Raw genomic sequence first — 24,957 nt, 5'->3', positions numbered from 1 at the left:
AAAACAAAAGGAAAATACGATGACTACTTCTTATACTGCAGAGCAGGTAATGACGGCGACGCCTGTTGTTCCAGTTATTGTTGTTGATAATGTAGAGCAGGCTGTTGCTCTAGGTAAGGCTCTTGTTGCAGGCGGCGTGCCTGTTCTAGAAGTTACATTGCGTACACCAGTTGCCTTAGAAGCGATTACTGCACTTCGTAAAGAAGTGCCAGATGCTATTGTTGGTGCGGGAACTGTATGTTCACGTGCTCAATACATTCAGGCGATTGAAGCTGGCTCACAATTTATTATTAGTCCTGGTATGACAGCTGACTTATTGGCTGTTGGGAAAGAATACGATGTTCCTTATTTACCTGCTGTAGCGACTATCTCTGATATTTTGTTAGGGATGGAATACGGTTATGATCGTTTTAAATTCTTCCCTGCAGAAGTTAATGGCGGCGTAAAGGCTCTAAAAGCATTTGGTGGCCCATTGTCACAGATTAAATTCTGCCCAACAGGCGGTATTGGCGCGAACAACTTCCGTGAATATCTGGCCTTGCCAAATGTGCTTTGTGTTGGTGGTTCTTGGATTGTTCCAACGGATCTAGTGCGTGACGGTAAATGGGATGAAATTACGGCATTGGCAAAATCTGTCTCTCAGTAAGTTTTAGACCAAATAAATTTTAAAAGGGAAGAGTTAGAGCTCTTCCCTTTTTTATGGCCTATTTTTTACTTTTTGTCTAAATAGCCATGAGCTTCTTCTGGTTGTTACAAATTTTCTTCTGCAAACTCAGCAAGTCTGCTGCGCTCTATACCATTCACATGCATTACACTGGCGTATTTAAAAGATTTTGATTTCTCTACTAAATAAGTCAATCCAGAGGTGAGTGGTGTAATGTATTTATTATCAATTTGTGCCAAGTTTCCTAAAACGATGATTTTTGAGTTGGTACCGATTCGAGTGACAATGGATTTCAATTGGAATTGGGTGAGTCCCTGAGCTTCATCTATTATGATCAAGGCATTATTAAACGAACGGCCACGCATAAAGTTTAATGACTTGAACTGAATGTTTGCTTTTTGTTTAACGTAATCAATGCTGCTGAAAGAGTGTTCATCTGCGCCGTGGAGGATTTCTAAGTTATCGTCAAAAGCCGCTAACCATGGCGCCATTTTTTCTTCTTCTGTACCAGGCAAAAAGCCAATGTCTTCAGCCATAGGCGGTGTTGATCGAGCCACAATGATTTTATTGAAGCGTTTTTCTTCCATCGTGACTTGAAGCCCATAAGCAAGAGCCAGTAAAGTCTTCCCTGAGCCTGCTGGGCCTGTCATCACCATCAGGTCTGAATTCTCATGGCGTAATAAATAAAACGCCATAGCCTGCTCTAGGTTACGAGGGTGAATGCCCCAAAAGTTCTGATTCATCAAGTGTTGCTTATTGATGTCGAGTAAATAGACGTGTTCTTGATCAATATTGACAACAAAACCTATGAAATCTTCATCGTCAATGACAAACATATTTAAATAGATGTTAGGAAGGTGGTTTTTATTGATGACGTGAACTGTGTAGCGTCCATGAGCTTCTGTTTTTATGCTGTCCAGTGTGGACCAGAAGCTGTCAGTAAACTGAATATAACCTTTACTCATTAAATCGAGATCATCGAGCACTCGATCTTTTCTGTAATCTTCTACTTTCTCCAGTCCAGACCCTTTTGCCTTGATTCGCATGTTGATGTCTTTTGTGACTAAGCATACAGAAGATCTAGGGTGAGTAGCTTGAAGGCTTAAACCAACATTTATAATGCGGTTATCGTTGACGTGATCATGGTTACCGTTTAAGAAAGGGATGTTGTCCGTTAGCGTTATCTGTTGGTCTGGAAAAACAGCTAAGGAGCCGGCACTGTGTTGGTCGCCGTCATGATCATTATTTGCTGTTTGAATTGGAACGCCAGCTTGCAGTTCTTTCGGTGTTGCGTCGCCGACTATTTTATCTATGGTGTTAATGGCGATGCGAGCTTCGCGGCTGACATCTTTCTCACGCCTATCTTTAATAACATCGAGTTCTTCGAGAACCGTCATGGGAATGACAACTTTATGTTCGGCGAAGGCGTAAATGGCTAAAGGGTCGTGTAGTAATACATTAGTATCAAGTACGTAGATTTTTTCCATAGAGCATGACTCCTGTTGTGAGCATGAAGTTTTCTTTTGAAAAGGAAATGAACGAATGAGATAAGAGATGCTGAGCGTGCAGAAAGAGTTGTTAGATGGAATGTTAAGTATTTAATTGGGGCAGTGTTGTTCCCGATTGAGGCGGGTAAGTGAGCAATATTTTGGTTGGTTATGGTTTTTTGCAAGCTATACCTCACTGTCATTATCCATAATCTAATTAAAGTGTATGACAGTTGTGTTGCTTGTGCTTGTTTTAAGAGAGGTTTTTTAGATTTTTTTAGTTATAAAAAAGCCGCTGTTTGTGGCAGCGGCTTTTCGAAAGCTATTTTTGATGAACTATTCTTATGACTTGAATAAGTACTTATTCGTCAAGGAAGCTTCGTAGGTGCTCTGAACGGCTCGGGTGACGAAGCTTACGTAATGCTTTTGCTTCGATCTGACGAATACGCTCACGAGTTACATCAAACTGTTTGCCCACTTCTTCAAGTGTGTGGTCAGTATTCATATCAATACCAAAACGCATGCGCAAAACTTTCGCTTCACGAGCAGTTAAGCCAGCAAGAACGGTCGTTGTGGATTCACGTAAGCCTTCGATCGTTGCGATATCAATTGGAGATTCAGCGCCATCGTCTTCGATGAAATCACCCAAATGGGAATCTTCATCATCACCGATAGGTGTCTCCATCGAGATAGGTTCTTTCGCAATTTTTAAGACTTTACGAATCTTATCTTCAGGCATGTCCATACGAGCGGCCAATTCTTCAGGCGTCGCTTCGCGTCCCATTTCCTGGAGCATTTGACGAGAGATACGATTTAGTTTGTTAATCGTTTCAATCATGTGTACCGGGATACGGATAGTGCGAGCCTGATCGGCAATCGAGCGAGTAATCGCCTGACGGATCCACCAAGTAGCATAGGTCGAGAACTTATAACCACGACGATATTCGAACTTATCAACCGCTTTCATCAAGCCGATATTACCTTCTTGGATAAGATCCAAGAATTGTAAACCACGGTTTGTGTATTTTTTAGCAATCGAGATAACCAATCGTAAGTTTGCTTCAACCATTTCTTTTTTGGCGCGACGAGATCGAGTTTCACCGATAGATATACGACGGTTGATCTCTTTTAATTCTGCAATTGTTAAGCCAGTGTCTTTTGTCACAGCGCGAAGTTTGCGTTGACTGCGCATGAACTCAGATTCGTTTTCTTCAAGAGCTGCGGCGTAGCTTGCGCCGGATGCGATTTGCTCTTTTAGCCATTCAGAGTTGGTTTCGTTGCTTGGGAAGCGTTTTAAGAACTCAGTTCTTGGCATTCCAGCTTTACGAACACAAACTTGCATGATTAAACGTTCTTGATCACGTACTTTTTCCATACGAGAGCGAACGCGATAAACAAGATCATCAAATATTTTCGGAACAAGCTTGATTGGAGCAAAACTGATGCTTAGCTCTTCTTGTTTACTTTGAACCGCAGGGTCTTGTCTGTTACTGTTTTCTAGTAAGACTTTTAATTCGTTGTAAATGCGAGCGATATCGTTGAAACGTAGTGCGGTCTCTTCAGGATCTGGACCGTTATCTGTCTCTTCTTCTTCGTCATCATCTGAATCGTCATCATCTTCAGTATCTGGCGTTTCTTCCTCTACTGGCTCTTCAACAATGGCTTCTTCGAAAACGGGCTCTTCGCCATCTCCATCAATGAAGCCACTAAAAATGTCGCTTAAACGTCCTTCCTCTTCCAATACTTTTGCGTAAGCATTTAGCAATACATCAACAGCACCAGGGAAGTAAGAAACAGCAGCCATGACTTCACGGGTGCCTTCTTCAATACGTTTTGCAATGGCAATTTCGCCTGCACGAGTTAATAGCTCAACCGTACCCATTTCACGCATATACATACGGACTGGATCGGTTGTTCTGGTGATATCACCTTCTACGGCTGCTAGCGCAGCAGCAGCTTCTTCGGCAGCGGCTTCGTCTGTAGAATCACCTTCTTCCATCAGAAGGCTATCTTTATCTGGAGCAACTTCAGAAACAGTAATGCCCATGTCATTGATCATGGCAATAATTTCTTCAACTTGCTCCGGGTCTGAAAGGTCATCAGGGAGGTGGTCATTAACTTCAGCAAAAGTTAGGTAACCTTGTTCTTTACCCTTGGCGATCAGCTCTTTGAGACGTGACTGTTGAGTGTCTGGCATTCGACAACCTATCGTTAGAAATTCATTTGAGAGTTTAGCAAGCCGCGGATTATACCAAAAATAATCACTTTTATCTAGAAAATCATAATTTATTTGAATGAAAACTACGTAAAAGAATCATGATTTTTTTTGTCTAATTAAATCCATTAAATTACGTAGCTCTTGCTTGCTGCCATTATCCTTTATGGATTCATTGCCCTTACTTTTCAACCGTGCGATGCTGCTATTTAAGCCAAGATTTTTTTCCATGGCTGAAATCATATCAAGCACTTCTTGCTGTGCATTGGTGATTTTTAGCTTAGTTGTTGCATCCTGATGGTTTAATAATGCATAAATTGATGAAATTGTGGCTTGATCTGTCATTTCACCAAGTAAATGTCCTGTGTTTTTTTGAGGATATTTCGAAAAATATCGCCATATTTTGCAAAATATTTGTAGCTCGTCGTTTGCCTGATTGACTAAAGGGTCAGGTAGATCGATTTCTTTTGCTATATGCGGATGAAATAAGATGCAAAGAGATGCTTGTTTGATCCGGCTGAGACTTGTTGGAGCGGGTGGAAAATAAACCTCTTTTTCTTTGAATTTATTAAATTTCCCACCTTTTTTGAAGGCTGATTTTTTATTGCCTTCATAATGGCTCGGCGCACTTGTGTATTCATTGTTCGAATAGTTGTCGTATTCATCGTAAGCGGGCGCGTAATGCGCTTCATCTTGTCCAATGTGTGTAGCGTGTTCGTTTGTTGTCGTGTTTTGGGTGTCGCTCTGGTTGTTAGCTGCCGGTCTTTGCTTTGGAACGGATGTGTTACCGAGTGTTTCACTATCAATACCAGATTGCTCACTTAATTGGCGAATAAGCACAGAGCGAAATGTCAATTCTTTCGGGATCTGTTGGATCATGCTCATTGCATTGCGTGTAAATTGAGCTTCGCCTTCCTCATCACCAAGTGTGACTTGATTTCTCGCGTGATCGAAAAGTACGTGAGAGAGTGAAGAGGCATCTTCTAATCTATTGTTAAAAGCTTCTTTGCCTTCTTTTCTTACCAGTGAATCTGGGTCCTCACCATCTGGTAAAAATAAAAAACGGATTTGTTTCTCGTCTTTCATTACGGGGAGGGCAGCTTCTAATCCGCGAATTGCCGCAGAGCGTCCGGCTTTATCACCATCGAAGCAAAGCACTACCTTGCTAACCAATTTGAATAGTTTGCGGATATGTTGGCTGTTTACTGATGTGCCAAGAGTGGCAACAGCATTGGTAATGCCGTGTTGTGCCAACACGATGACATCCATATAACCTTCGACAACGATTATTTGGTTGAGGACTGGCGTATTTTGTTTGGCTTCGAATAGCCCATAAAGCTCCTGGCTTTTTTGAAAAACAGGTGTTTCAGGAGAATTTAAGTATTTGGGTTTTTCATCCCCAAAAGCTCGTCCGCCAAACGCAATAACTCGGCCACGAGAGTCTCGAATAGGGAAGATAATGCGATCACGAAAACGATCGTAATAATGACCTGGCTGATCTTTTTTCTCGATCAGCATGCCACCATGAAGGAGTTGCTCTTGGCTTTCCGCTCTTGTGCCAATACGTTTTAATAGGTTATCCCAGCCAGATGGGGCATAACCAAGGCCAAATACTTTTGCTATTTGACCTGATAAACCTCGGTCTTTTGAAAGGTAATCGGTGGCTTTTTTCTTATCTGGGTGTTGTGTGAGTTGCTCTTGGTAAAATTGTGAGCTTTCTGATAAACGCTTTAGTAATTCGGCGTTTTGTTCGTAACGATCTGGTGCACCTTGCTCTCTCGGAACTTCCATTCCTGCGTCTTTGGCGAGCGTTTCTATAGCATCAACAAAATCAAGATGATCGTGTTCCATGACGAATGAAATGGCATTGCCGCCAGCACCACAGCCAAAGCAATAATAAAACTGTTTGTTAGGATTTAGGCTAAAAGAGGGGCTTTTTTCATTGTGAAAAGGGCAGAGTGCACTGTAATTTTGCCCTGTTTTTTTTAAGCTAATACGAGACGCAACCACGTCGGTTAAGTCGGTTCGAGCTAAAAGCTCATCAATAAACTGATCAGGAATGCGTCCCGCCATCGAATTAGCCTAGTTGTGCTTTTACTTGTTTACTGATTTGCGCCATGTCGGCACGGCCTTGTACTTGAGGTTTTACAATGGCCATTACCGCACCCATTTGTTGCATTGAGCTAGCGCCTGTTTCTGTAATTGCCGCTTTGACAATCTCACCCACTTCGTCATCAGTCAATGGTGTTGGCAGGAACTCGCTGATAATGACCATTTCTTCTTGTTCGATTTTGGCTAGGTCTTCACGGCCACCATCAATAAATTGTTGGTTAGAGTCTTTGCGTTGTTTATTCATTTTATCTAGAACAGCCAAAACTCGAGCATCGTCTAGTTCAATGCGTTCGTCTATTTCGATTTTTTTGCATTCAGATAGAATCGTGCGAATCACAGTCACACGTTGCTTTTCTTTAGCGCGCATTGCTGTTTTTAGCGTATCTGAAATGTGTTTTTTTAATTCTGACATGAGATCCTCTTTACTTTCTAGTAGGCAAATATATAAACAAAAAAAACGGCTAGTTAATTAACTAGCCGTTTTTATAAGCCTAAATGCATTGTGCGTCTAGGCAAACATTTGTTTTTTAGCAAATTGCCAAACGGCAGATCGACCTAGTACAAACGTTGGAATTTTTTCTGCTCACGAGAAACTTTCTTAGCGTGACGTTTAACTGCTGCTGCTGCTGCACGTTTGCGAAGAGTAGTTGGTTTTTCGTAGCATTCACGACGACGAACTTCAGCTAAAACACCTGCTTTTTCACAAGAGCGTTTGAAGCGACGTAGAGCGATGTCAAATGGTTCGTTATCTTTTACTTTTACTGCTGGCATGTTTTTACCTTCAAATATGTTTTTTTAAGTTTAAGTATTCACAAAAACGGCGTGAATCATACCCGTATTTAATGGGCTTTCAAAGCGCGCTTTTGTTGAACAGAGTGAGATCTATAAAAGATCGATTTTTCTTACTCTGGACAGACTGTGGTCGCGTCTGTAACTGTATATATTTTTTCAAGAGTTGTGTTTGATCCACCATATTTGCTTACATTGGAAGCTATGTGTCAAACGAGAAAAATCACCTGCCTTTTAATTTAAACATTGAAAACGCGCGCATTATAATGCTTCTGGCCTGTCTTGTCTAACTTCATTCACGATTACTCGTTTTTAAGTGACTTTCGACTCTGCAACCATGTCGACAGATAAGGTACAATGCGGCTAAATGACTAATGAGATTACTCTGATGAAAGTGTTGGGATTAGAAACCTCTTGTGATGAGACCGGAATCGCGATTTATGATACCGAAAAGGGTTTGTTGGCTCACAAAATATATTCTCAAATTGCCCAGCATGCTGAATACGGCGGTGTGGTACCTGAGTTGGCCTCCCGTGATCATGTTCGAAAGACCTTACCCTTGATTGATGAAGTATTGGTTGAAGCTGGTATGAAAAAATCAGAATTAGATGCCATAGCTTATACAAGCGGACCGGGTTTGGTTGGGGCTTTGATGGCGGGTGCAACCATTGGACGCTCTTTGGCTTATTCGCTGGAGATTCCTGCCTTGGGTGTTCATCATATGGAAGGTCATCTATTGGCGCCAATGCTAGAAGAGTCCCAACCTGAAATGCCATTTATTGCTTTGCTTGTTTCGGGTGGGCACACACAATTAGTACGAGTGGATGCCATTGGTGAATACCGATTATTAGGGCAATCATTAGATGATGCCGCTGGTGAGGCTTTTGATAAAGCCGCAAAGATGATCGGTTTACCTTATCCTGGTGGGCCTCAAATTGCGGCGCTAGCAAAACAAGGTAACCCTAAGTCCGGTTTGAAGTTTCCTAGGCCGATGACAGACCGTCCAGGTTTGGACTTTAGTTTTAGTGGTTTAAAAACGGCATTTTTAACCGCTATTCATGCTGCATTAGACGAAGACCGTTGTGACGAACAGTTTAAAGCTGACGCGGCTTTAGCATTTGAAACGGCTGTTGTTGAAACTTTAGTTATCAAGTGTCGTCGTGCATTGGAGGCGGAAGGGTTGAAACAGCTTATTATTGCCGGCGGAGTGAGTGCCAACCAACGTTTACGTGAGCAACTTGAAAACCAGTTGAAGAAAATGAAAGGTAATGTTTTTTATGCACGACCTGAATTTTGTACAGATAATGGTGCCATGATTGCTTATGCAGGCGCTCAGCGCCTTTTGCATGGACAGTCTTCTGCGTTAAGTCTATCGATTCGTGCTCGCTGGCCTTTATCCGAATTACCACCATTAAAGGCGTCTTAAAATGAAAGATTTAGTGTTTATCGAAGGTTTAAAAACTCAAGCGGTTATTGGTGTTTATGATTGGGAAAAGAAAATCCAACAAGAGTTGGTGTTTGATTTAGAAATGGAGCACGACAATCGTGTTCCTGCCGCGACGGATGATCTTTCAAAAACATTGGATTACGAAGCTATCTCAAATTTCATTTTAGCATTTTGTGCTGAGCGCCAGTTTGAGTTGATTGAAACCTTGGCAGAGCGACTGGTTGCTGAGTTGATTGAAAACTTTACGTTAAGCGCAGTGGCGCTGACATTACGCAAACCTGCTGCGGTGCCGGCTGCCAATGCCGTTGGTGTGAAAATTTGTCGACGAGTTTAATTTACTAGCGGAGAAAGTGACTTATCTAGCGCATCTATTCGAGATTGTTTTAATGCTTGCCCTAGTTCTGAACCACTGTAGCCTTGTTTCATTAGGGCGGACGCGTTAATCGCAGCAATGGTTTCGCGAAGCGTTTGCCAGTCTTCTATTTTGCTGTTCGTTAAATTGCTTAGAACCTCAATTAGTAACACAAATGGTTGAGGTTTTTTTATAGCATTGACTGACATTAACCAATTTTCCCAGTTCTCTGCGCTCATCGGGATGTGTTGATTCTCAAGGAAAGAGCGTACTTGTTCTGCAATAATCTTAAATTGATTTGGACTGCGTATGCGTTGATGTAATTGTCCAAGCGCTTCTTGTTGTGTGTGTCTTCCAAGAACTGCCCAGCGTTGAGCTGGAGTCCATTTATTCTGATTGAGTATGTTTGTTTGCTCGGTGCTGCTTATCCAAATCAGTTCAGGGAAAAGCTTATTGAGTGCGTTTGCTTCTTCAAGGACATCAAAAAAAATATCAGCGTGTTGAGTGTTCAATGCTTTTTCAAGTTCTTTCCAGATTCGTTCTGCACTTAATGTGGCCAGTTCGCCTGAGGCGCTGATGGTTTGCATTAGCGTCATGGTTTCTGGTGCAATTTTGAAATCTAGGTGATGAAAGCGGGCTGAAAAGCGAGCGACACGTAATACACGTAAAGGGTCTTCCACAAAGGCATTCGAGACATGGCGTAATAGGCGATCTTCTAAATCTTGCTTGCCACTGAATGGATCAATCAGCGTGCCGTCTTTGTCTTGTGCAATGGCATTGATGGTCAAATCCCGTCGTTCTAAGTCTTCTTCTAGGCTGATGTCTGGGGAAAAGTCGCATATAAACCCAGTATAGCCTTCGCCTTGTTTTTTCTCTTTACGAGCAAGGGCGTATTCTTCTTTATTGATTGGGTTTAGGAAGACGGGAAACTGTTTACCAACTTGTTGATAACCTTGTTGTTCAAGTTGCTCAGGTGTGGCGCCAGTGACAACCCAATCGTGATCATCGACTGGAATGTTGAGCAATTGATCTCTCACGGCTCCGCCAACGAGATAGACTTGATAAGAGGTCATTATTTAGGGGTGGCCCATTTCACATTGTTCTGGAAATGTGGCGCACCATTGGCTAAAGCCACCATTTAATGAATACACTTCTTTAAAGCCTTCTGCGGCAAGGTATTCTGCTGCGCCTTTACTGCTGTTGCCGTGGTAGCAGCAAACAATGATAGGTTTAGTTTTATCTGTGCTATCAATAAAGCTTTGAACGTTATCGTTTGTTAGGCTGATAGCATTGGTTACGTGGCTTGTTTGAAAGCTCGCTAGATCACGAATGTCGACAATAACGGCGTTATTTTCAATGATAGGTAGGGCGTCTGTAATATCGATGCAAGTATAGGTCATGAATTTTTCCGATTAATAGTGCAAGGTGTACTAAAACGTTGCATATCGTCTAGGCGTAAAGCGGTTAAACTTCCTCCCCAGACGCAGCCTGTGTCCAGTGCATGAATATGGTCTTTTTCAGTATTACCTTCGAGGGCAGCCCAATGTCCAAATACGACATGGCAACCTTCTGGAATTTGAAGTGGATAATTAAACCACGGTTCGTAGCCTTTTGAGGCGGTGTTGATGGCTTCTTTCGATTTTAAATCCAGTTTGCTTTTTACGTTACAAAATCGCATACGAGTTAAATAATTGGTGATAGATCTAAGGCGATCCATACCTTTTAGGTCGTCACTCCATTTGTTTGGTGTATTACCATACATGGCGGAAAAATATTCATCAACACTGTCTGATTGGAGTTTGTTTTCAACTTCTTTCGCAAGTGCTTGAGTGGTGTTTAGATCCCAGCAAGGTGGGATCCCAGCGTGTGCCATAGCAACATTGAATGTTTCATCATAATGAAATAATGGTTGTTGGCGAAGCCAGTTCATTAAATCATCACGGTCGCTTGCTGTGAGTATTTCGGTCAGCGTGTCACCGCGTTTCAAATTGCCATGTCCATAAGCCACTGCGAGTAGATGTAAATCATGATTGCCGAGTACAGTGATGGCGCTATCACCAAGTGATTTTATAAAACGTAAGGTTTCGAGTGATTCTGGGCCTCGGTTAATCAAGTCACCAGCAAACCAGAGTGTATCTTTTTCTGGTTGGTAGTGGATTTGCTCTAGAAGCTCGATGAGTGGCGTTAAGCAGCCTTGTAAATCGCCAATCACATAAGTTGCCATAAAAACCTCAATGCACCTGATTTGGAACAAATAAAGTGAATGGGCGCACGAGAGCATCAAATTCAGTGCCGTCGTCAGCAATGAATTGATAGCTACCTTGCATGCTGCCTACTACGGTATTCAAAACAGTTCCACTGGTGTAATGAAATGATTCTCCTGATGCTAAATGAGGATATTCACCAATTACGCCACTGCCTTTCATTTCTTGTACTTGCTCATTGCCATCGGTGACGATCCAATGACGAGTTGTTAGCTTGGCTGATTCTGTTCCGCAGTTTGTCATCGAGATATGATAAGCAAAAACATAACGAGAATCAGACGGTGTCGATTGGCTTGCTAAATATTCAGTACGAACAGAAACCACGACGTCGTATTTTTGCATTTACTCTTCCTTTTTAAGGACGTAGTTAGTAATTCTTACGAAGTCTTCCACATCTAATCTTTCAGGACGTAGGCCTGGATCAATATTGAGCGCAGCAAAATCATCGTTATCCAGTACGCCTTTGTAGTTGTTGCGCAGTGTTTTACGGCGTTGCTGAAAACCAACTCGAACTATGTCTTCCAGTTTCTTAATGTTGTTCACGGGATAGGGCAAGGTTTTATGAGGGGTCATTCGAACAATGGCAGAATCTACTTTTGGTGCTGGGTCGAAAGATTCAGGTCCAACGATGAAGAGTGATTCTACTGCGCAATAATACTGCGCCATGACACTTAGGCGGCCATAAAGGCTATCGCCTGGGCGTGCAGCCAAACGATCAACGACTTCTTTTTGAAGCATAAAATGCATGTCTTCAATCACATAGGCTTGGCTAAGCAGATGAAAAATAAGAGGTGTTGATATGTTGTATGGCAAGTTACCTACAACACGAATAAATTGTTCATCTGTTTTTAGCGAGGTGAAGTCGAATTTCATAGCATCTGCTTCATGAACGGTTAGTTCAGGAAATTTAAACAGATTTACTTTTAGAATCGGGATCAAATCACGGTCAAGTTCAACGACATCCATTTTTTCAGTAACGCTAATAATGCCTTCTGTTAAGGCACCTTTACCAGGGCCAATTTCAACAATGCATTGTCCTTTTTTCGGACCAATGCAAGCCACAATACGACGGATCACACCGTGGTCGTGAAGGAAGTTTTGGCCGAATCTTTTTCTCGCTTTATGGGATTGCTGTTTGCTCATGTAGAAAACTTTTTCGCGTTATTTGCCATGTTAATAGCATGTTGAATGGCCACTTTTAGGCTGCCGTTATTTGCTTTGCCTGTGCCAGCTAAATCAATCGCTGTGCCGTGGTCGACGGATGTTCTTATAATAGGTAAGCCTAGTGTAATGTTTACAGCGTTACCAAAGCCTGAGTATTTTAACACAGGTAAACCTTGATCGTGATACATGGCCAAAGCGCAATCCGCATTGTCTAAGTATTTAGGTGTAAATAGGGTGTCAGCAGGTAATGGGCCGATTAAATCCAAGCCTTCTTGGCGAAGTTTATCCAAAGTTGGAATAATAACGTCAATTTCTTCTTTGCCTAGATGGCCATCCTCACCTGCGTGTGGGTTTAAACCACAGACTAAAATTCTAGGTTGTTTGATAGCAAATTTTTCTTGCAGGTCTTTATTGAGAGCTCTTATCACTAGACTAATGCTTTGTTCTGTAATTGCAGAAGAAACATCTTTGAGAGGTAAGTGAGTAGTGACTAAGGCCACTTTCATGACTTCTGTCGCCAGCATCATAACCACATGTGGAGATTGACACTGCGCTTGGAAGAATTCGGTATGACCAGAAAAATGGACGCCTGTTTCACATAAAATACCTTTATGAACTGGAGGAGTGACAATCGCGTCAAACTCACCATGAATACAGCCTTCGCCAGCTTGTCTCAGGGTTTCTAATACATAAGGAGAGTTTGCGATATCGAGAATACCAGCTGTGCTTTTTATCGCTTGCTGAATAGGCAGTACAAAAATGTCACCTTTTTTATGAAAAGGCGTATCGCAGGCTTGTTCTATCGAAATAATATTAGCGGTTAAGCCAAGTGTTTTGGCTCGGCTTTTCAGTAGTTCAGGATCAGCAAGAACGACTAAGCGAGCAGGGAAGGCCTGTTCGCTTAGTGCGCTGATAATAATATCTGGGCCTATGCCTGCTGGCTCTCCAGAGGTAATGGCAATAATGGGAAGAGGTTTTGTCGTATCACTTACCATTATATTGCTCGCTTATTTAGACTTTCTGTCGATGAAGGCATCAGCGCGTAATTCGTCTAACCAGTTGCCTAGTACGATGTCTTGTTTTTGTGCTGTAAGAGATGTTTCGGCATTTTGTCGTTTTAGTTGGTCGCTAATATCGGCTTCTCTACGACCTTCGACTTGCAGAATATGCCAGCCAAACTGTGTACGGAATGGTTTACTGATATCGCCCACACTAGTTTGATTCATCATGGTTTCAAATTCTGACACCATGGTTCCGGGTGTTACCCAACCAAGATCACCACCTTGTAGTGTTGAGCCTTGATCTTCGCTGTATTCCTTCGCTAGTTCAGCGAAGTCTGCACCACTGCTTAACTGTTTGTATAAATCATCAGCAAGGCTTTCTGTTTGTGAAGTGTTTCTTATCTCATTTGCACGTACCAAAATATGTCGGGCTTTGGTTTGCTGTTGCAGGGTTACCGATGGTGTGCGTTTATCAACTAGCCATAACAGGTGGAAACCTGCGTTACTTTGAATAGGCCCAATGAGTGGGCCTTTTTCTGATTCTATCGCGCGTACAAAAAGAGGTGGAAGCTGGTTGACTGGGCGCCAGCCTAAATCGCCGCCTTCAATCGCAAATTGTCCATCTGATTTTTCGACCGCTTGCTCGATGAAATCGTTTTCTGTGAAGATTTTCTGAGCAATGTTTTTGATATCCATCTCCGCTTGTACTGGATTGGTCGCTCGAAGAAGGATATGACGAAGGTGAACCTGATCTTTTTCCTTTGTGATACTGGTATTTGAACTCAGGTAGTCATCAATTTCCTGGTCTGAAATGGTAATACGTTTTCTAATGATTTCGCGTTTGACGTTGTTGATTAAAATCTCTTGTTCAATCTGATCGCGATAGCGTGAATAATTGACGCCTTTACTCGCTAAAACATTTTTTAAGCCAGCCAAGTCCAAATTCATATTTTTAGCGACGCCAGTAATCGCGTTATCCACATCTGAATTGGATGCTCTCATGCCTATTTTTCTTGCGTAATTTACTTGTAACGTTTCATCAATCATTTGATTAAGAATTTGACGATGAATGTTTTCTGTCATTACGCCGCCAGGGACACGGTCTTTAACGATCTGAAAACGATTAAGAATGTCACTTTCTAAAATAGGCTGTGAATCAACAATAGCAACAATTCCGTCAATTTTTGTCTGTGCAGCCTGTACTGTTTGAAGTGGTGTAAGTATTAATAGTATTAAAGTGAAAAAAGAAAACAACTTCATGGTTAATATCCAACTTTTCCTTGGTTCCAGTAGGTGTCAGCAATGCTGCTGGTATCATCGTTAGTGCTACCTGCAGTGCTTAAACCACGTAAAGTAAATTGTAAAAAGACGCCTCGATCAGATTCATTATCGTCATCAATCCAGTCTTGATAGCTCAATGATACTTTGAGGCAGCAATTTTCATAGCCTAAGCCGGTGATTTGCTTAGTGGCTTCGTCTTCTAAGAAATCATAAGTATATTGCGTATACATTGACCAGTTTTGATTAAGAGGAAAAACCGTTCCAATGCTTGCTTGGTTTGCATCGTCATCTGAATCTGTATTATTAAGTGAATACAGGTAGCTTAAGTTGATTTTAGTATCATCGATAGGTTCTAAATCGGCAATAAATTGCACCAAATTCACTTCATCTTTATCTAAATCATAATTTAAATTATTAGTTAAGCTGTAACGGTCACCACTGTAACTGACCGATGTTAGTAAATCACTATGTTCTGAATCATCAATTGCTGTATTTTCGTCTGTGTCTCCATCAATATCAACATAACGATCTTCTAAGTAGAAAATTTGTCCTGCTTTGAATGCCCATTTCTCGTTATTGCTTTGATCATAGATACGACTTTCTAAGCCCAATGTGATTTGTTCTGTATCGCCGATTCGATCGTTGCCACTAAATCGTTTGTGACTAAATGCCTGTGAATAGGTCAAGGTTGGATCGCTAGCATCGAAATCTTCGATATTGTCTTGATCTTCAAAAGGAGCATTCAAGTAATTTAATCTAGGCGTGAGTGTTTGGCGCCATTGGTTATCACCGACATCTAAATGACGTTCAAATGATATTGATGTATCAAGGTAACTACTAACATGACCGATTGATTCTGAGCTGTCGGAATCTGTCGTATAGTCATGTTTATTATAGTCTCGATATTGAGCTAGAACACCAGGCGAAATGCTTCCCCAGCTGTTGCTGAAATCAATGCTGATGTCTTGGTTTATCGCAACTCGTTCACCATCGAAATTATCTTCGTCTGGGTCATAGAAATCCGTATATTGTACTTCAATATCATAGTCTAGGTAGGTTGTGCCAAATCCGTAAGAGCTCGTTATACGAGGCAGCCAATCGAACGGTTTATCCTCTGAGTCATCAGGTGTTTGATAGGTAAGATACGTTACTTTGTTGAGGAAGTTGCCATTGTCTAAACGAATATAGGCACTACGTTCATAGTGATCTTCTTCACCTATCGACGTGGTGTTTGCTTCTGGATAAAGGTCTTTTGTAGGGTTGTCTTCTAGCGTCATGCCAGTACTAAAGTAAGAATTGAATCTCTGATCAGAGGTTAGTTTGCGTAATGTTTGTGTGCCTTCATTGTCATTTTCAAACGTGGATTGTTCGTAGGTAGTTTCGCCATAGGAGCTTAAATGGCGGATTTCTAAATCGACACCTTCGCCTTCATTCTGAATATAATTTGGTGTAATGGTTGCATCTAGACTGGGAGCGATATTCCAATAGAAGGGCGCTGAAAAACTCAGTCCATCGGTATTGGAATAACCAAAGCTAGGAAACAAAAAACCGGATTGGCGACGGTCATCTATCGGAAAACGTAACCAAGGAAAATAGAAAATAGGTATGTCGGCAATACGAAGTTGCACATGTTTGGCGGTTCCAAAACCACTGTTTGGGTCTAATTCTATTGAGCTACCATACAGTTTCCAACTTTCGCTATTGGGTTCGCAGGTAGTAAAAAAACCCTCTTCAATAAAAATGACACCATCTTGGTTGTTTGAGAGTGATTTAGCTTCTACCCGTGCCCCCGTGTCGTGGCTTAAAAAACTAGCATCGGTAAACTCTGTTGTATTGTTGCCATTCTCTGAGATGTAACTGCTTGAACTGCGAATGAGTTGATTAGCATTGCGTAACGTGACGTTCCCAGTCGCTTTATAATATTCGTTTGGAACGCCTTCTATCTCGTCTGCGGATAATGTGGATTGTGGCTGAATAATCTCGGCAGCACCTTGAAGGTGAATAATGCCATGTTGATCACGCACAATTAAATCCGCCGCGAGATTGGTGTTTAAAGAGTTGGTCGCTTGCCAACTACTGATGTAAGAGCCTTGACAATAACGGCTGAGGCTAGCTTGTTGCTCAGTCGTTAGGGATTCTCTAGGAACCCAGTCCCATTGATTCTCTTGTGCGTGTGCAAGCGGCAAGATGAAAAGACTTTGAAAAAATAAGGCGTAGGTGCGTAAATGCTTAGCCATGCAGGTATACTTGTTACCAAAATTATTGTCCGAAATCGGATACTGCCCGCAAGCGGGTCCATGTTGTGAGACAAATGATAATCTAAGCAGGCCCATAGGGGCTACCGATTCTGGAGAAATATCTTTATGTGGAAAATTGTTTGCGCCATTTTAGGCTATATTTTAGGTGGTTTTTTTCTTGGCCTTATAGGGTTTATTGTTGGCAGTGTTATAGACAGAGCACAAACTGGCGGTGCATTTGGCAATATTGGTAACCGCGCTAATATTGCGTTACAGCAGCAAGCCTTCTTCCGAACTTTATTTCTTTTGATGGGGCGTTTGGCTAAATCCGATGGTCAAGTATCAGAAGCTGAGATTCAATTGGCGCAAACTGTTATGCAGCGTCTACGTTTATCGCCTGCGGCCCAAGAGCAAGCTAGACAGTTATTTAATGAAGGTAAGTCTGCGAATTTTGATTTTGTTGCCGAGCTTAACCACTTTAAGTCAGTGGTTAGTTCCGGTGACTTAACACGAACGCTTCTAGAAATTCTGTTGGTTTCAGCCTATGCAGACGGACATTTCAGTGTTGAGGAGAAATCTTTCGTTTCTCAGGTCTGTGCAAATCTTGGTATTACTGTTGCCGAATTTGAAGCCTTGCACATTCAAGTTAAGCAACAGGCGCACTTTAGACAAGGTTATCAATCTTCTCCAGATGGTATGGGGTCAAAAGATTTATTGAAGTCAGCTTACGAAGTACTTGGCGTGACGGCGGATATGAATGATGCGGACATTAAAAAAGCATACCGCAGATTAATGAGTAAAAATCACCCAGACAAACTGAGTGCAAAAGGTTTGCCTAAAGAAATGATTGAGTTGGCGAAAGAAAAAACACAGGAAATTCAGTCGGCATATGAATTAGTTAAAAATTCTCGTAAATAATCGAATCGTGAGTGCGTGTTTTTAAATAACGAATAGTAAGTAATTAAGGGCTTTCATAGAAAAGCCCTTTTTTTACGCTTGGTAATGTCTTTCTTTGGTCTCTTTGATTGGTATTTTGTTTCAAAAAACCACGAACGCGCTGCACCAAGAGTTGTTTGCTCTTTTTTCCATTGGCTCTATCAGGTACTGCATCTAACTGGATGAAATCATTGTTAATTTCGGTTCTTTGGTTGGCCGCTTGTTTCCGCCACATGGCGAATTGGCTACTTCCAGCGTTACTGTTTATATAATAATCAAGGATAGGTTGAGGGATTTTTCGAACTTGTTGGGCAAGGCTGTAATGGCTTGTCGTAGCGGGTGTTTCAATATCAATTAATATCAATGCATTTGCTGTGTCTGAATTGTTCGCTAAGAAGTTCAACGCGTACGCAGCGCCAGTTTTGTAGCCCAAAAGAGCGAACACTTCTATCTCATTGCTTTGTGCTTTGGCGATCGTCGCAAGAATTCGTGAAAATACCGTATCTTGATTTGGCAATTCCACTGCTTGGGAATTGTCTTCTTGAGTACTTATTTGTGTGTTTACAGCTTCCGCTCGCTTGGTAATGTCTGGGACTTCTATGGAGATTGTGCACCAGCTGTGTTCCGGCAAAGCATTACGCAAAGGTGCAACCGCATCTGGCCAATCTGGGTGCTCATTGTCGCTATGTAGAATAATAACGCAGCCTTGGGTTGAGCTGGTTAATGAAGGCTGGTAAAGGGTTAGAAAAGGATCTCCGTTCGCTTCTAATGTATCTAACTGATGGGTGAGCTGTCGATTTTTTAATGACGTTTCTAGCGCGCTTATACGTGATATTTGAGGCGTTGGAATTACATAAACCTTATTTTCTGCCTCTGAGTTATTTTCCACCTTGGTATTGTCTTTTGCTTCTGTATTTTCAATTGAGGCGTTTGCTGGTGCGGAATCTTCAGCAAGCGATAAATTACAAGCGCTTAATAATGTAAACGAGATAATAATGTTGAGCAGCGTTGTATTTTTATTCATTGTTTTCAATACTTCTTTTGTGTGCCTTGTTAAAATAATGACATACTTTTCAAATTATCTTTTATTGTGTCACCGCTGGAGTCAGATATGAATGATTTTATTATCGCACCTTCGATCCTTTCTGCCGATTTTGCTCGATTAGGCGAAGAAGTTGATCAGGTTCTTGAAGCGGGAGCAGACATCATACACTTTGATGTGATGGATAATCATTATGTTCCCAATTTAACTATTGGTCCTATGGTATGTAAAGCTCTGCGTAAGCATGGTGTGACAGCCGATATAGATGTGCATCTTATGGTCAAGCCTGTTGATCGTATGATCGGTGAGTTTATTGAAGCAGGTGCTTCTATTATCACCTTTCACCCTGAAGCGAGTGAACATATCGACCGATCTTTGCAAATGATAAGAGATGGAGGCTGCAAAGCGGGGCTTGTGTTTAATCCTGCGACGCCTCTGCATTATCTTAAGTATGTGATGGATAAAATCGATATGGTGTTGTTGATGTCTGTGAACCCTGGGTTTGGTGGGCAATCATTTATTCCTGGTACATTGGATAAACTGCGTGAAGCGAGAGCTTTAATTGATGCCAGTGGCTACGATATTCGTTTAGAAGTCGATGGCGGAGTGAGTGAAAAGAACATTGCAGAGATTGCCAGAGCAGGTGCGGATACCTTTGTTGCGGGTTCGGCCATTTTTGGCAAAGACGATTACAAAACCGTAATCGATTCTATGCGCCGTGAATTGGCGAGTGTACGCTAATGAAAACACCTAAACATTTTACAAAATGGTTTGAAGGATGGCCTGAATTGGTGTGCTTAGATTTAGATGGTACTTTAATGGACAGCGTTCCAGATATTGCCAATGCCGTTGATGCTTTTTTATTAGAATTTGGTGTGCCTCTCGCTGGCGAAAAGCTGGTTCGCACTTGGATTGGTTTTGGCTCGACAAAACTAATAGAGCAAGCGTTAGAGTGGGCAAAACTAGATTCAAGTAAGCAGGAAGAGGCTTACCGAATTTTTCTCATGCATTACCATGCGCATTTAGTCGATGGAACAAGTTTGTATCCTAACGTTAAAGCCTTACTTAAGGCATTTAAACATAATGGCGTACCTGTTGCTTTGGTGACGAATAAACCAAGTGGCTTTATTAAACCTATGTTAGATCACTTTGAGCTGACAGAGCATTTTGCTTGGCTGTTAGGTGGCGATACATTAGATGAAAAAAAGCCTTCGGCAATGCCTTTGTTGCATTGTAGTGAGTCCATCGAAGCGCTGCCTGAAAAGTGTTTGATGGTGGGGGATTCGATTACCGACTTTAAAGCGGCAAATAATGCCGGTTTTAAATGTGCTTTAGTGACATATGGTTACCATCAAGGCGTTGATCTTAAAGCGCTGGGCGCCGATGCAGTTATCGATGATTTAGCCGAACTATTAATCTAACGCTTCTTGCTCTGGCCAAATAAAAGCACCAAGTTATTTCCTGAACTTAGGATTTAACTTGGTGTTTTTATTTATGTGCGTTGTTTGTTTGTTTGCTAAAGGCTAGTGTGAGGTGTGGAAGGGATGAGTTTTCCATTCTCTGCCATATGAACAGTGTGAGTAGGGAATGCCACTTCGGCGCCATGGGATTCAATGATACTCATTGCTTTGAAGAGGACATCTTCTTTCACATTGTGAAAGGTTCGCCAATCTACTGTTTTCGTGTAGGTGTAGATAAAGAAGTCCAGAGAAGAAGGGCCAAATTGGTTGAAGTTCACCATGTAGACTTGATCTGTATCGAGGTCTTCGTGGTTGGTAACCATGCTCTTAATTTCAGCCAAAATAGTTGGCAAAAGACTAAAGTCATCATAACGTACACCAATGGTTTCATTGATACGGCGGTGTGTCATTCGAGACGGGTTTTCGACAGATATAAGAGAAAATGTTGCGTTTGGCACGTACAAAGGCCGTTTTTCAAAGGTTCGAATTCGAGTCTGGCGCCAACCAATATGTTCAACAGTACCTTCGATATTTTGATCAGGAGAACGAACCCAATCGCCAATGGCAAAAGGACGATCCAAGTAGACCATTAATCCACCAAAGAAGTTTGCTAATAAGTCCTTCGCAGCAAAGCCAACAGCAATACCGCCAATACCACCAAAGGCCAAAACCCCTGAAATGCTGTAGCCAAGTGTTTGTAATATCACTAAAGCAGACGTGATGATGACAGAGGCGCGTAATAACTTGCTGATGGCGCTGGCGGTTGTATAATCGACGTTGGTTTTTACCTTGTCTGAATTGACAATGGCTTTTTCGCTCTCCGAAATGCAGCGTAAAATAAACCAAGTTAACAAAACCACCACGCCGACTTCACGAACTGATGAAATTAGAGATGACAAGTCTGGGTCGATTTCTGTCCCTGATATTTCTGCCGCAACGCTTAGACCGACCAGCCAAATAAATGCCCCTGCGGGCTTTTGCACCGCAGTAATAAGTACGTTATCCCAAGGTGTTTTTGTGCGTTCTAATTGTTTATCAATCCGCATTAAAAGGCGATGGACTATAAAGTTGATTACCAAGGTGATTGATACAATCAAAAATACACGGACAACCCAGTGCATGTCGGTGTCGCCTAGGCCTAAGTATGTTTGTGCCGTTTCCCAATTCATTATGCTTTCTCTATATTCGTTGTGTTATTCATGTATGGCTTTTCATTTTTATAAGGTCGTTTTGTTTAGACTATTAAAGTAGTAATAAAGTGCCTAATCCTAAGAAGGCAACAAAGCCAGCTATGTCCGTTACCGTGGTTAAAATAACGGAGCCTGATAATGCCGGATCAATTTTTAACTTGTCTAATAATACCGGAATCAATACACCAGAAAGTGCCGCCATCAAAATATTTACAATGATAGCTAGGCCGATGACGGCACCAAGCATTGGGCTTTCAAACCACCAAAGTGTAATGACGCCAATGACAATGGACCATAAAATACCGTTTAACCCACCTACTTTGAGCTCTTTACTTAATAAAGATTTTAAATTGCTTCGGGTTATCTGCCCAAGCGCTAAGCCTCGGACAATCAAGGTTAGTGTTTGGCTTCCTGCAATACCACCCATAGAAGCAACCACCGGCATCAATACTGCCAAGGCGACAACTTCTTGCAAAGTGGCTTCGAACAAGCCAATAAAAGCAGACGCTAAAAAAGCCGTTAGCAAGTTAATGCCTAACCAAATGCCACGGGTCGCTGCACTGCGTTTTACTGGCGCGAATAAATCCGATTCTTCATTTAGACCTGCCGTCGCCATTTGTTGTGCTTCGTGTTCTAAACGCCATGTTTCCATCGCGAGTCCGGCGTGGAATCGACCTAATAAAACAAGGTTTTCATCCACAACAGGAAGGGCAGAGAAAGTAGAGCGTTCCAGTTGTTCGGCCGCCTTCGTTAGTTCTGTATCTGAACGAATAAAAGAGCACTCTTCATCAATCAAGCTGGCAATTGGTTCATGGCCTTGAGCTTTAAATAACTTGTCGAATTTCACACAACCGACCCAGCGTCCCGTTCGGTTTACCAGATACACCATGTCGGTATAACTTGGCGTTTCTTTTTTTAGCAATCTAAGAACTTCTGAAGTGCGAATGGATTGAGATGCAATTAATAAGTCATGATCAATCCAACGACCCACTACATCATCGTCGTAAACAATACCTTGTTGGTAATATTCACGTTGTTTGTTATCCATTTGGTTGAGGGCGATATCAACTAAACGGTCAGGTAAGGAATCGGTTATTTCTAGAAGATCTTCTGCATCTACATCAGTAAATAGAGTTTCAATTTCAGTATCGTCTAATTCTTTTAAAAGAAGTTGACGAGATTCACCCCGCATCTCAACCAAAATATCAAGGCGATTTGCGTGTTTAATATTCGCCCAAGCTTGTTGTCGCTGAGTAAGCGGAATGGATTCAAGGGCCAATGCGACATCATCAGGCGTTAGCTCTGAAATAGCTTTGTTGACGGACTCAGGTGAGTGTTCGTCATTGATAAGAGTTTCGATGAGGTCAGCGACTTGGCTATGCACAGGGAATCCTTAAAAAAACACTGAAAGTTGAGAGTAAAGATAGCATGCGAGCTAGTGTGTTATACAACAGTTTGTTTATCAAACAAGGCTTTGTTTTTACACGAAATTATTGAAAAGTTTTCATAATGTTGAGAAAGCAAATTGAACAGAGGGTAATGAAAGGAGTAGAACAATAGTCTTCATCGTTTAAATCCTTTAAAATCACGGGCTATTTTCTTCGATTCTTCTTTATTTAATGTTTTGAGTGAGCTTATTTTCACTGAAAATATTTTCACGAGTTAGCCCAATATGCTTTTGATGATCGACAATTATGACTCCTTTACTTATAACCTTGTGCAGTATTTTCGCGAATTGGGCGCGGATGTGCAGGTGTATCGTAATGATGAGATATCAATAGAAGCGATTGAGCAGCTCACACCTTCTCATTTGGTGATCTCCCCAGGACCTTGTACACCAAATGAAGCCGGTATTTCGATGGCGGCGATTCAAGCGTTTGCAGGAAAAATTCCAATATTGGGTATTTGCTTAGGTCATCAAAGTATTGCTCAGGTCTTTGGTGGAGAAGTGATTCGTGCTAAAAATGTCATGCATGGAAAAACCTCATTAATACACCATCAAAACACGTCTGTATTTACAGGATTACCGAACCCGCAAGTGGCGACACGTTATCATTCTTTAATAGTGTCTGAAGATACCTTGCCTGATTGCTTGGAAGTAACGGCTTGGTGTCAGAATGAAGCGGGTGAAAAAGAAGAAATTATGGGGATTCGACATAAGGCATTAGCTATTGAAGGGGTGCAATTTCATCCTGAGTCGATTCTTACCGAGGCGGGGCATGCCTTATTAGCGAACTTTTTAACACGATAGGAGAAGCTGGTGGATATTCAAAAAGCGATTGCTGCCGTTGTTGAGCGCCAAGATTTGTGTGGCGACGAAATGCGTACGGTAATGAGTGACATCATGACTGGAAAAACCACACCAGCACAAATCGGTGGTTTTTTAATTGGTTTAAGAATGAAGGGGGAGACGGTAGAAGAAATTATTGCCGCAGCCCAAGTTATGCGTGATTTATCAAGTAAGGTTGATCTGAATTTTGATCATATTGTTGATACCTGTGGAACAGGTGGTGATGGCGGTAACTTATTTAATGTATCGACAGCATCGGCTTTTGTTGTGGCGGCGGCTGGCGGTAAAGTGGCAAAACACGGTGGTCGTTCTGTGTCGTCTAAATCAGGTAGTGCTGATGTATTAGAGCAAGCCGGTATTTACCTTGGGCTAGATGCGGAACAAGTTTCTCGATGTGTTGCTGAAATCGGTTTGGGGTTTATGTTTGCACCAAATCATCATTCTGCCATGAAGCACGCTGTTGGCCCTCGTAAAGAAATGGCAACGCGTACGATTTTTAATTTGCTGGGCCCACTCACTAACCCAGCCAATGCAAAGCGTCAGGTAATGGGAGTGTTTGATCAAAAGTGGGTGCGACCGATTGCTGAGGTGTTAAAGGCGCTTGGTAGTGAACACGTTATGGTTGTGCATTCTGAAGATGGTTTGGATGAAATGAGTATTGCTGCGCCGACGTTTGTTGCAGAATTAAAAGACGGTGTTATTTCTGAGTATACGGTTTCACCAGAAGATTTTGGTATTCCATTACAGTCTATCGATACGATTCAAGCTGTAGACGCAAGTGAGAGTTTGGCGCTGATTAAAACGGCGCTAGAAGGTAAGGGGAAAGTAAACCCTGCACGAGATATTGTCGCTTTGAATGCAGGTGCTGCGATTTATGTTTCGGGCATTGCTGATACTTTGGCGGAAGGCGTTAACATCGCAGAAGATGTGATTGGTGGTGGCACAGCAAAAGTTAAAATGTCTGAGCTGGCAAGTTTCACACGTTGTTTTATGAGTTCTGACTCACTTTAACTAATAGGAGCGGCA

24 protein-coding genes are annotated in these 24,957 nt (G+C 41.9%); 8 read left to right on the top strand and 16 right to left on the bottom strand.

Translation table 11 applies throughout. The annotated features are described in order from the left end of the window. Positions 1-19 precede the first annotated feature (19 nt). Positions 20-646, top strand: coding sequence for a bifunctional 4-hydroxy-2-oxoglutarate aldolase/2-dehydro-3-deoxy-phosphogluconate aldolase (locus MUS1_RS10000; protein WP_036162120.1), 627 nt, complete (start codon positions 20-22; stop codon positions 644-646). 104 nt (positions 647-750) lie between these two features. Here the strand turns inward: MUS1_RS10000 and MUS1_RS09995 are convergent, their stop codons facing one another. From MUS1_RS09995 to rpsU, 5 genes are all read right to left on the bottom strand, one after another. After that, positions 751-2,151, bottom strand: coding sequence for a PhoH family protein (locus MUS1_RS09995; RefSeq protein ID WP_036162117.1), 1,401 nt, complete (start codon positions 2,149-2,151; stop codon positions 751-753). Between the two features lie 361 nt (positions 2,152-2,512). Next, positions 2,513-4,348 (bottom strand): RNA polymerase sigma factor RpoD, encoded by a 1,836-nt coding sequence (rpoD, locus tag MUS1_RS09990; RefSeq protein ID WP_036162114.1) that lies wholly within the window; start codon positions 4,346-4,348, stop codon positions 2,513-2,515. 117 nt (positions 4,349-4,465) lie between these two features. Further along, on the bottom strand, positions 4,466-6,439 hold the full coding sequence (dnaG, locus tag MUS1_RS09985) for a DNA primase (RefSeq protein WP_036162112.1): 1,974 nt from the start codon (positions 6,437-6,439) through the stop codon (positions 4,466-4,468). Positions 6,440-6,443: 4 nt separating this feature from the next. Then, positions 6,444-6,890 (bottom strand): GatB/YqeY domain-containing protein, encoded by a 447-nt coding sequence (locus MUS1_RS09980; protein WP_036162109.1) that lies wholly within the window; start codon positions 6,888-6,890, stop codon positions 6,444-6,446. A gap of 143 nt (positions 6,891-7,033) precedes the next feature. Beyond that, complete coding sequence (gene rpsU / locus MUS1_RS09975) at positions 7,034-7,249, bottom strand: 30S ribosomal protein S21 (protein ID WP_009835737.1); 216 nt, start codon at positions 7,247-7,249, stop codon at positions 7,034-7,036. Between the two features lie 406 nt (positions 7,250-7,655). Here rpsU and tsaD point away from each other — a divergent pair, with 406 nt between their 5' ends. Both tsaD and folB read left to right on the top strand, forming a co-directional pair. Then, entirely contained in the window at positions 7,656-8,693 is a 1,038-nt protein-coding gene (tsaD, locus tag MUS1_RS09970) for a tRNA (adenosine(37)-N6)-threonylcarbamoyltransferase complex transferase subunit TsaD (protein WP_036162100.1), read from the top strand. A gap of 1 nt (position 8,694) precedes the next feature. Further along, positions 8,695-9,048, top strand: a complete 354-nt coding sequence (gene folB / locus MUS1_RS09965) for a dihydroneopterin aldolase (RefSeq protein ID WP_036162099.1) — start codon at positions 8,695-8,697, stop codon at positions 9,046-9,048. Here folB and MUS1_RS09960 read toward each other — a convergent pair. The 8 genes from MUS1_RS09960 to MUS1_RS09925 are packed head-to-tail and all read right to left on the bottom strand — an operon-like array spanning position 9,045 to position 17,013. After that, positions 9,045-10,139, bottom strand: coding sequence for a tRNA nucleotidyltransferase/poly(A) polymerase-related protein (locus MUS1_RS09960; RefSeq protein ID WP_036162097.1), 1,095 nt, complete (start codon positions 10,137-10,139; stop codon positions 9,045-9,047). The two genes, folB and MUS1_RS09960, sit on opposite strands and share 4 nt — an antisense overlap. Positions 10,140-10,142: 3 nt before the next feature. Then, the gene (gene glpE / locus MUS1_RS09955) at positions 10,143-10,466 is read right to left on the bottom strand and encodes a thiosulfate sulfurtransferase GlpE (protein WP_036162095.1); all 324 of its coding nucleotides are present in this window, start codon (positions 10,464-10,466) and stop codon (positions 10,143-10,145) included. Further along, positions 10,463-11,290, bottom strand: coding sequence for a symmetrical bis(5'-nucleosyl)-tetraphosphatase (locus MUS1_RS09950; RefSeq protein ID WP_036162093.1), 828 nt, complete (start codon positions 11,288-11,290; stop codon positions 10,463-10,465). Before MUS1_RS09950 ends, glpE begins: the two co-directional genes overlap by 4 nt. Positions 11,291-11,297: 7 nt before the next feature. Next, entirely contained in the window at positions 11,298-11,672 is a 375-nt protein-coding gene (gene apaG, locus MUS1_RS09945; RefSeq protein ID WP_036162090.1) for a Co2+/Mg2+ efflux protein ApaG, read from the bottom strand. Beyond that, positions 11,673-12,473 (bottom strand): 16S rRNA (adenine(1518)-N(6)/adenine(1519)-N(6))-dimethyltransferase RsmA, encoded by an 801-nt coding sequence (gene rsmA, locus MUS1_RS09940; RefSeq protein WP_036162088.1) that lies wholly within the window; start codon positions 12,471-12,473, stop codon positions 11,673-11,675. Next, entirely contained in the window at positions 12,470-13,489 is a 1,020-nt protein-coding gene (pdxA, locus tag MUS1_RS09935) for a 4-hydroxythreonine-4-phosphate dehydrogenase PdxA (protein WP_036162086.1), read from the bottom strand. The genes rsmA and pdxA overlap by 4 nt, the downstream gene beginning before the upstream one ends. Positions 13,490-13,501: 12 nt before the next feature. Next, positions 13,502-14,755, bottom strand: a complete 1,254-nt coding sequence (locus tag MUS1_RS09930) for a peptidylprolyl isomerase (protein WP_036162083.1) — start codon at positions 14,753-14,755, stop codon at positions 13,502-13,504. 2 nt (positions 14,756-14,757) lie between these two features. Then, positions 14,758-17,013, bottom strand: coding sequence for an LPS-assembly protein LptD (locus tag MUS1_RS09925; protein ID WP_036162082.1), 2,256 nt, complete (start codon positions 17,011-17,013; stop codon positions 14,758-14,760). 126 nt (positions 17,014-17,139) lie between these two features. Between MUS1_RS09925 and djlA the strand changes: the two genes are divergently transcribed. After that, positions 17,140-17,931 carry a co-chaperone DjlA gene (gene djlA / locus MUS1_RS09920; protein WP_036162081.1) on the top strand — a complete coding sequence of 264 codons (792 nt, stop codon included), beginning with the start codon at positions 17,140-17,142 and terminating at the stop codon, positions 17,929-17,931. 43 nt (positions 17,932-17,974) lie between these two features. Here djlA and MUS1_RS09915 read toward each other — a convergent pair whose 3' ends face one another. Then, positions 17,975-18,973, bottom strand: a complete 999-nt coding sequence (locus MUS1_RS09915) for a DUF3530 family protein (protein ID WP_036162079.1) — start codon at positions 18,971-18,973, stop codon at positions 17,975-17,977. A gap of 87 nt (positions 18,974-19,060) precedes the next feature. Here MUS1_RS09915 and rpe point away from each other — a divergent pair, with 87 nt between their 5' ends. Further along, on the top strand, positions 19,061-19,732 hold the full coding sequence (rpe, locus tag MUS1_RS09910; RefSeq protein WP_036162078.1) for a ribulose-phosphate 3-epimerase: 672 nt from the start codon (positions 19,061-19,063) through the stop codon (positions 19,730-19,732). Continuing rightward, positions 19,732-20,412 carry a phosphoglycolate phosphatase gene (locus MUS1_RS09905; RefSeq protein WP_036162076.1) on the top strand — a complete coding sequence of 227 codons (681 nt, stop codon included), beginning with the start codon at positions 19,732-19,734 and terminating at the stop codon, positions 20,410-20,412. The genes rpe and MUS1_RS09905 overlap by 1 nt, the downstream gene beginning before the upstream one ends. 95 nt (positions 20,413-20,507) lie before the next feature. Here MUS1_RS09905 and MUS1_RS09900 read toward each other — a convergent pair whose 3' ends face one another. Further along, a complete protein-coding gene (locus MUS1_RS09900) occupies positions 20,508-21,620 on the bottom strand; it encodes a mechanosensitive ion channel family protein (RefSeq protein WP_036162073.1) in 1,113 nt (370 codons plus the stop codon). A gap of 73 nt (positions 21,621-21,693) precedes the next feature. Continuing rightward, positions 21,694-23,025 (bottom strand): magnesium transporter, encoded by a 1,332-nt coding sequence (locus MUS1_RS09895; RefSeq protein ID WP_036162072.1) that lies wholly within the window; start codon positions 23,023-23,025, stop codon positions 21,694-21,696. 288 nt (positions 23,026-23,313) lie between these two features. Between MUS1_RS09895 and MUS1_RS09890 the strand changes: the two genes are divergently transcribed. Together MUS1_RS09890 and trpD are read left to right on the top strand one after the other, a co-directional pair. Further along, positions 23,314-23,892, top strand: coding sequence for an anthranilate synthase component II (locus tag MUS1_RS09890; RefSeq protein WP_036162070.1), 579 nt, complete (start codon positions 23,314-23,316; stop codon positions 23,890-23,892). 9 nt (positions 23,893-23,901) lie between these two features. Next, positions 23,902-24,942, top strand: a complete 1,041-nt coding sequence (gene trpD, locus MUS1_RS09885; protein WP_036162067.1) for an anthranilate phosphoribosyltransferase — start codon at positions 23,902-23,904, stop codon at positions 24,940-24,942. The last annotated feature ends 15 nt before the right edge of the window (positions 24,943-24,957 follow it).

Origin of the sequence: Marinomonas ushuaiensis DSM 15871, assembly GCF_000521805.1 — a bacterium.
GTDB lineage: Bacteria > Pseudomonadota > Gammaproteobacteria > Pseudomonadales > Marinomonadaceae > Marinomonas > Marinomonas ushuaiensis.
Note: the sequence above shows the minus strand (reverse complement) of the source record. Positions and strands in the feature narration are given on the sequence as shown.

Bases quoted from the DNA above. Each gene is read 5' to 3' on its own strand.
- MUS1_RS10000 (WP_036162120.1), top strand. From the start codon at position 20: ATGACTACTTCTTATACTGCAGAGCAGGTAATGACGGCGACGCCTGTT.
- MUS1_RS09995 (WP_036162117.1), bottom strand. From the start codon at position 2,151: ATGGAAAAAATCTACGTACTTGATACTAATGTATTACTACACGACCCT.
- rpoD (WP_036162114.1), bottom strand. From the start codon at position 4,348: ATGCCAGACACTCAACAGTCACGTCTCAAAGAGCTGATCGCCAAGGGT.
- dnaG (WP_036162112.1), bottom strand. From the start codon at position 6,439: ATGGCGGGACGCATTCCTGATCAGTTTATTGATGAGCTTTTAGCTCGA.
- MUS1_RS09980 (WP_036162109.1), bottom strand. From the start codon at position 6,890: ATGTCAGAATTAAAAAAACACATTTCAGATACGCTAAAAACAGCAATG.
- rpsU (WP_009835737.1), bottom strand. From the start codon at position 7,249: ATGCCAGCAGTAAAAGTAAAAGATAACGAACCATTTGACATCGCTCTA.
- tsaD (WP_036162100.1), top strand. From the start codon at position 7,656: ATGAAAGTGTTGGGATTAGAAACCTCTTGTGATGAGACCGGAATCGCG.
- folB (WP_036162099.1), top strand. From the start codon at position 8,695: ATGAAAGATTTAGTGTTTATCGAAGGTTTAAAAACTCAAGCGGTTATT.
- MUS1_RS09960 (WP_036162097.1), bottom strand. From the start codon at position 10,139: ATGACCTCTTATCAAGTCTATCTCGTTGGCGGAGCCGTGAGAGATCAA.
- glpE (WP_036162095.1), bottom strand. From the start codon at position 10,466: ATGACCTATACTTGCATCGATATTACAGACGCCCTACCTATCATTGAA.
- MUS1_RS09950 (WP_036162093.1), bottom strand. From the start codon at position 11,290: ATGGCAACTTATGTGATTGGCGATTTACAAGGCTGCTTAACGCCACTC.
- apaG (WP_036162090.1), bottom strand. From the start codon at position 11,672: ATGCAAAAATACGACGTCGTGGTTTCTGTTCGTACTGAATATTTAGCA.
- rsmA (WP_036162088.1), bottom strand. From the start codon at position 12,473: ATGAGCAAACAGCAATCCCATAAAGCGAGAAAAAGATTCGGCCAAAAC.
- pdxA (WP_036162086.1), bottom strand. From the start codon at position 13,489: ATGGTAAGTGATACGACAAAACCTCTTCCCATTATTGCCATTACCTCT.
- MUS1_RS09930 (WP_036162083.1), bottom strand. From the start codon at position 14,755: ATGAAGTTGTTTTCTTTTTTCACTTTAATACTATTAATACTTACACCA.
- MUS1_RS09925 (WP_036162082.1), bottom strand. From the start codon at position 17,013: ATGGCTAAGCATTTACGCACCTACGCCTTATTTTTTCAAAGTCTTTTC.
- djlA (WP_036162081.1), top strand. From the start codon at position 17,140: ATGTGGAAAATTGTTTGCGCCATTTTAGGCTATATTTTAGGTGGTTTT.
- MUS1_RS09915 (WP_036162079.1), bottom strand. From the start codon at position 18,973: ATGAATAAAAATACAACGCTGCTCAACATTATTATCTCGTTTACATTA.
- rpe (WP_036162078.1), top strand. From the start codon at position 19,061: ATGAATGATTTTATTATCGCACCTTCGATCCTTTCTGCCGATTTTGCT.
- MUS1_RS09905 (WP_036162076.1), top strand. From the start codon at position 19,732: ATGAAAACACCTAAACATTTTACAAAATGGTTTGAAGGATGGCCTGAA.
- MUS1_RS09900 (WP_036162073.1), bottom strand. From the start codon at position 21,620: ATGAATTGGGAAACGGCACAAACATACTTAGGCCTAGGCGACACCGAC.
- MUS1_RS09890 (WP_036162070.1), top strand. From the start codon at position 23,314: ATGCTTTTGATGATCGACAATTATGACTCCTTTACTTATAACCTTGTG.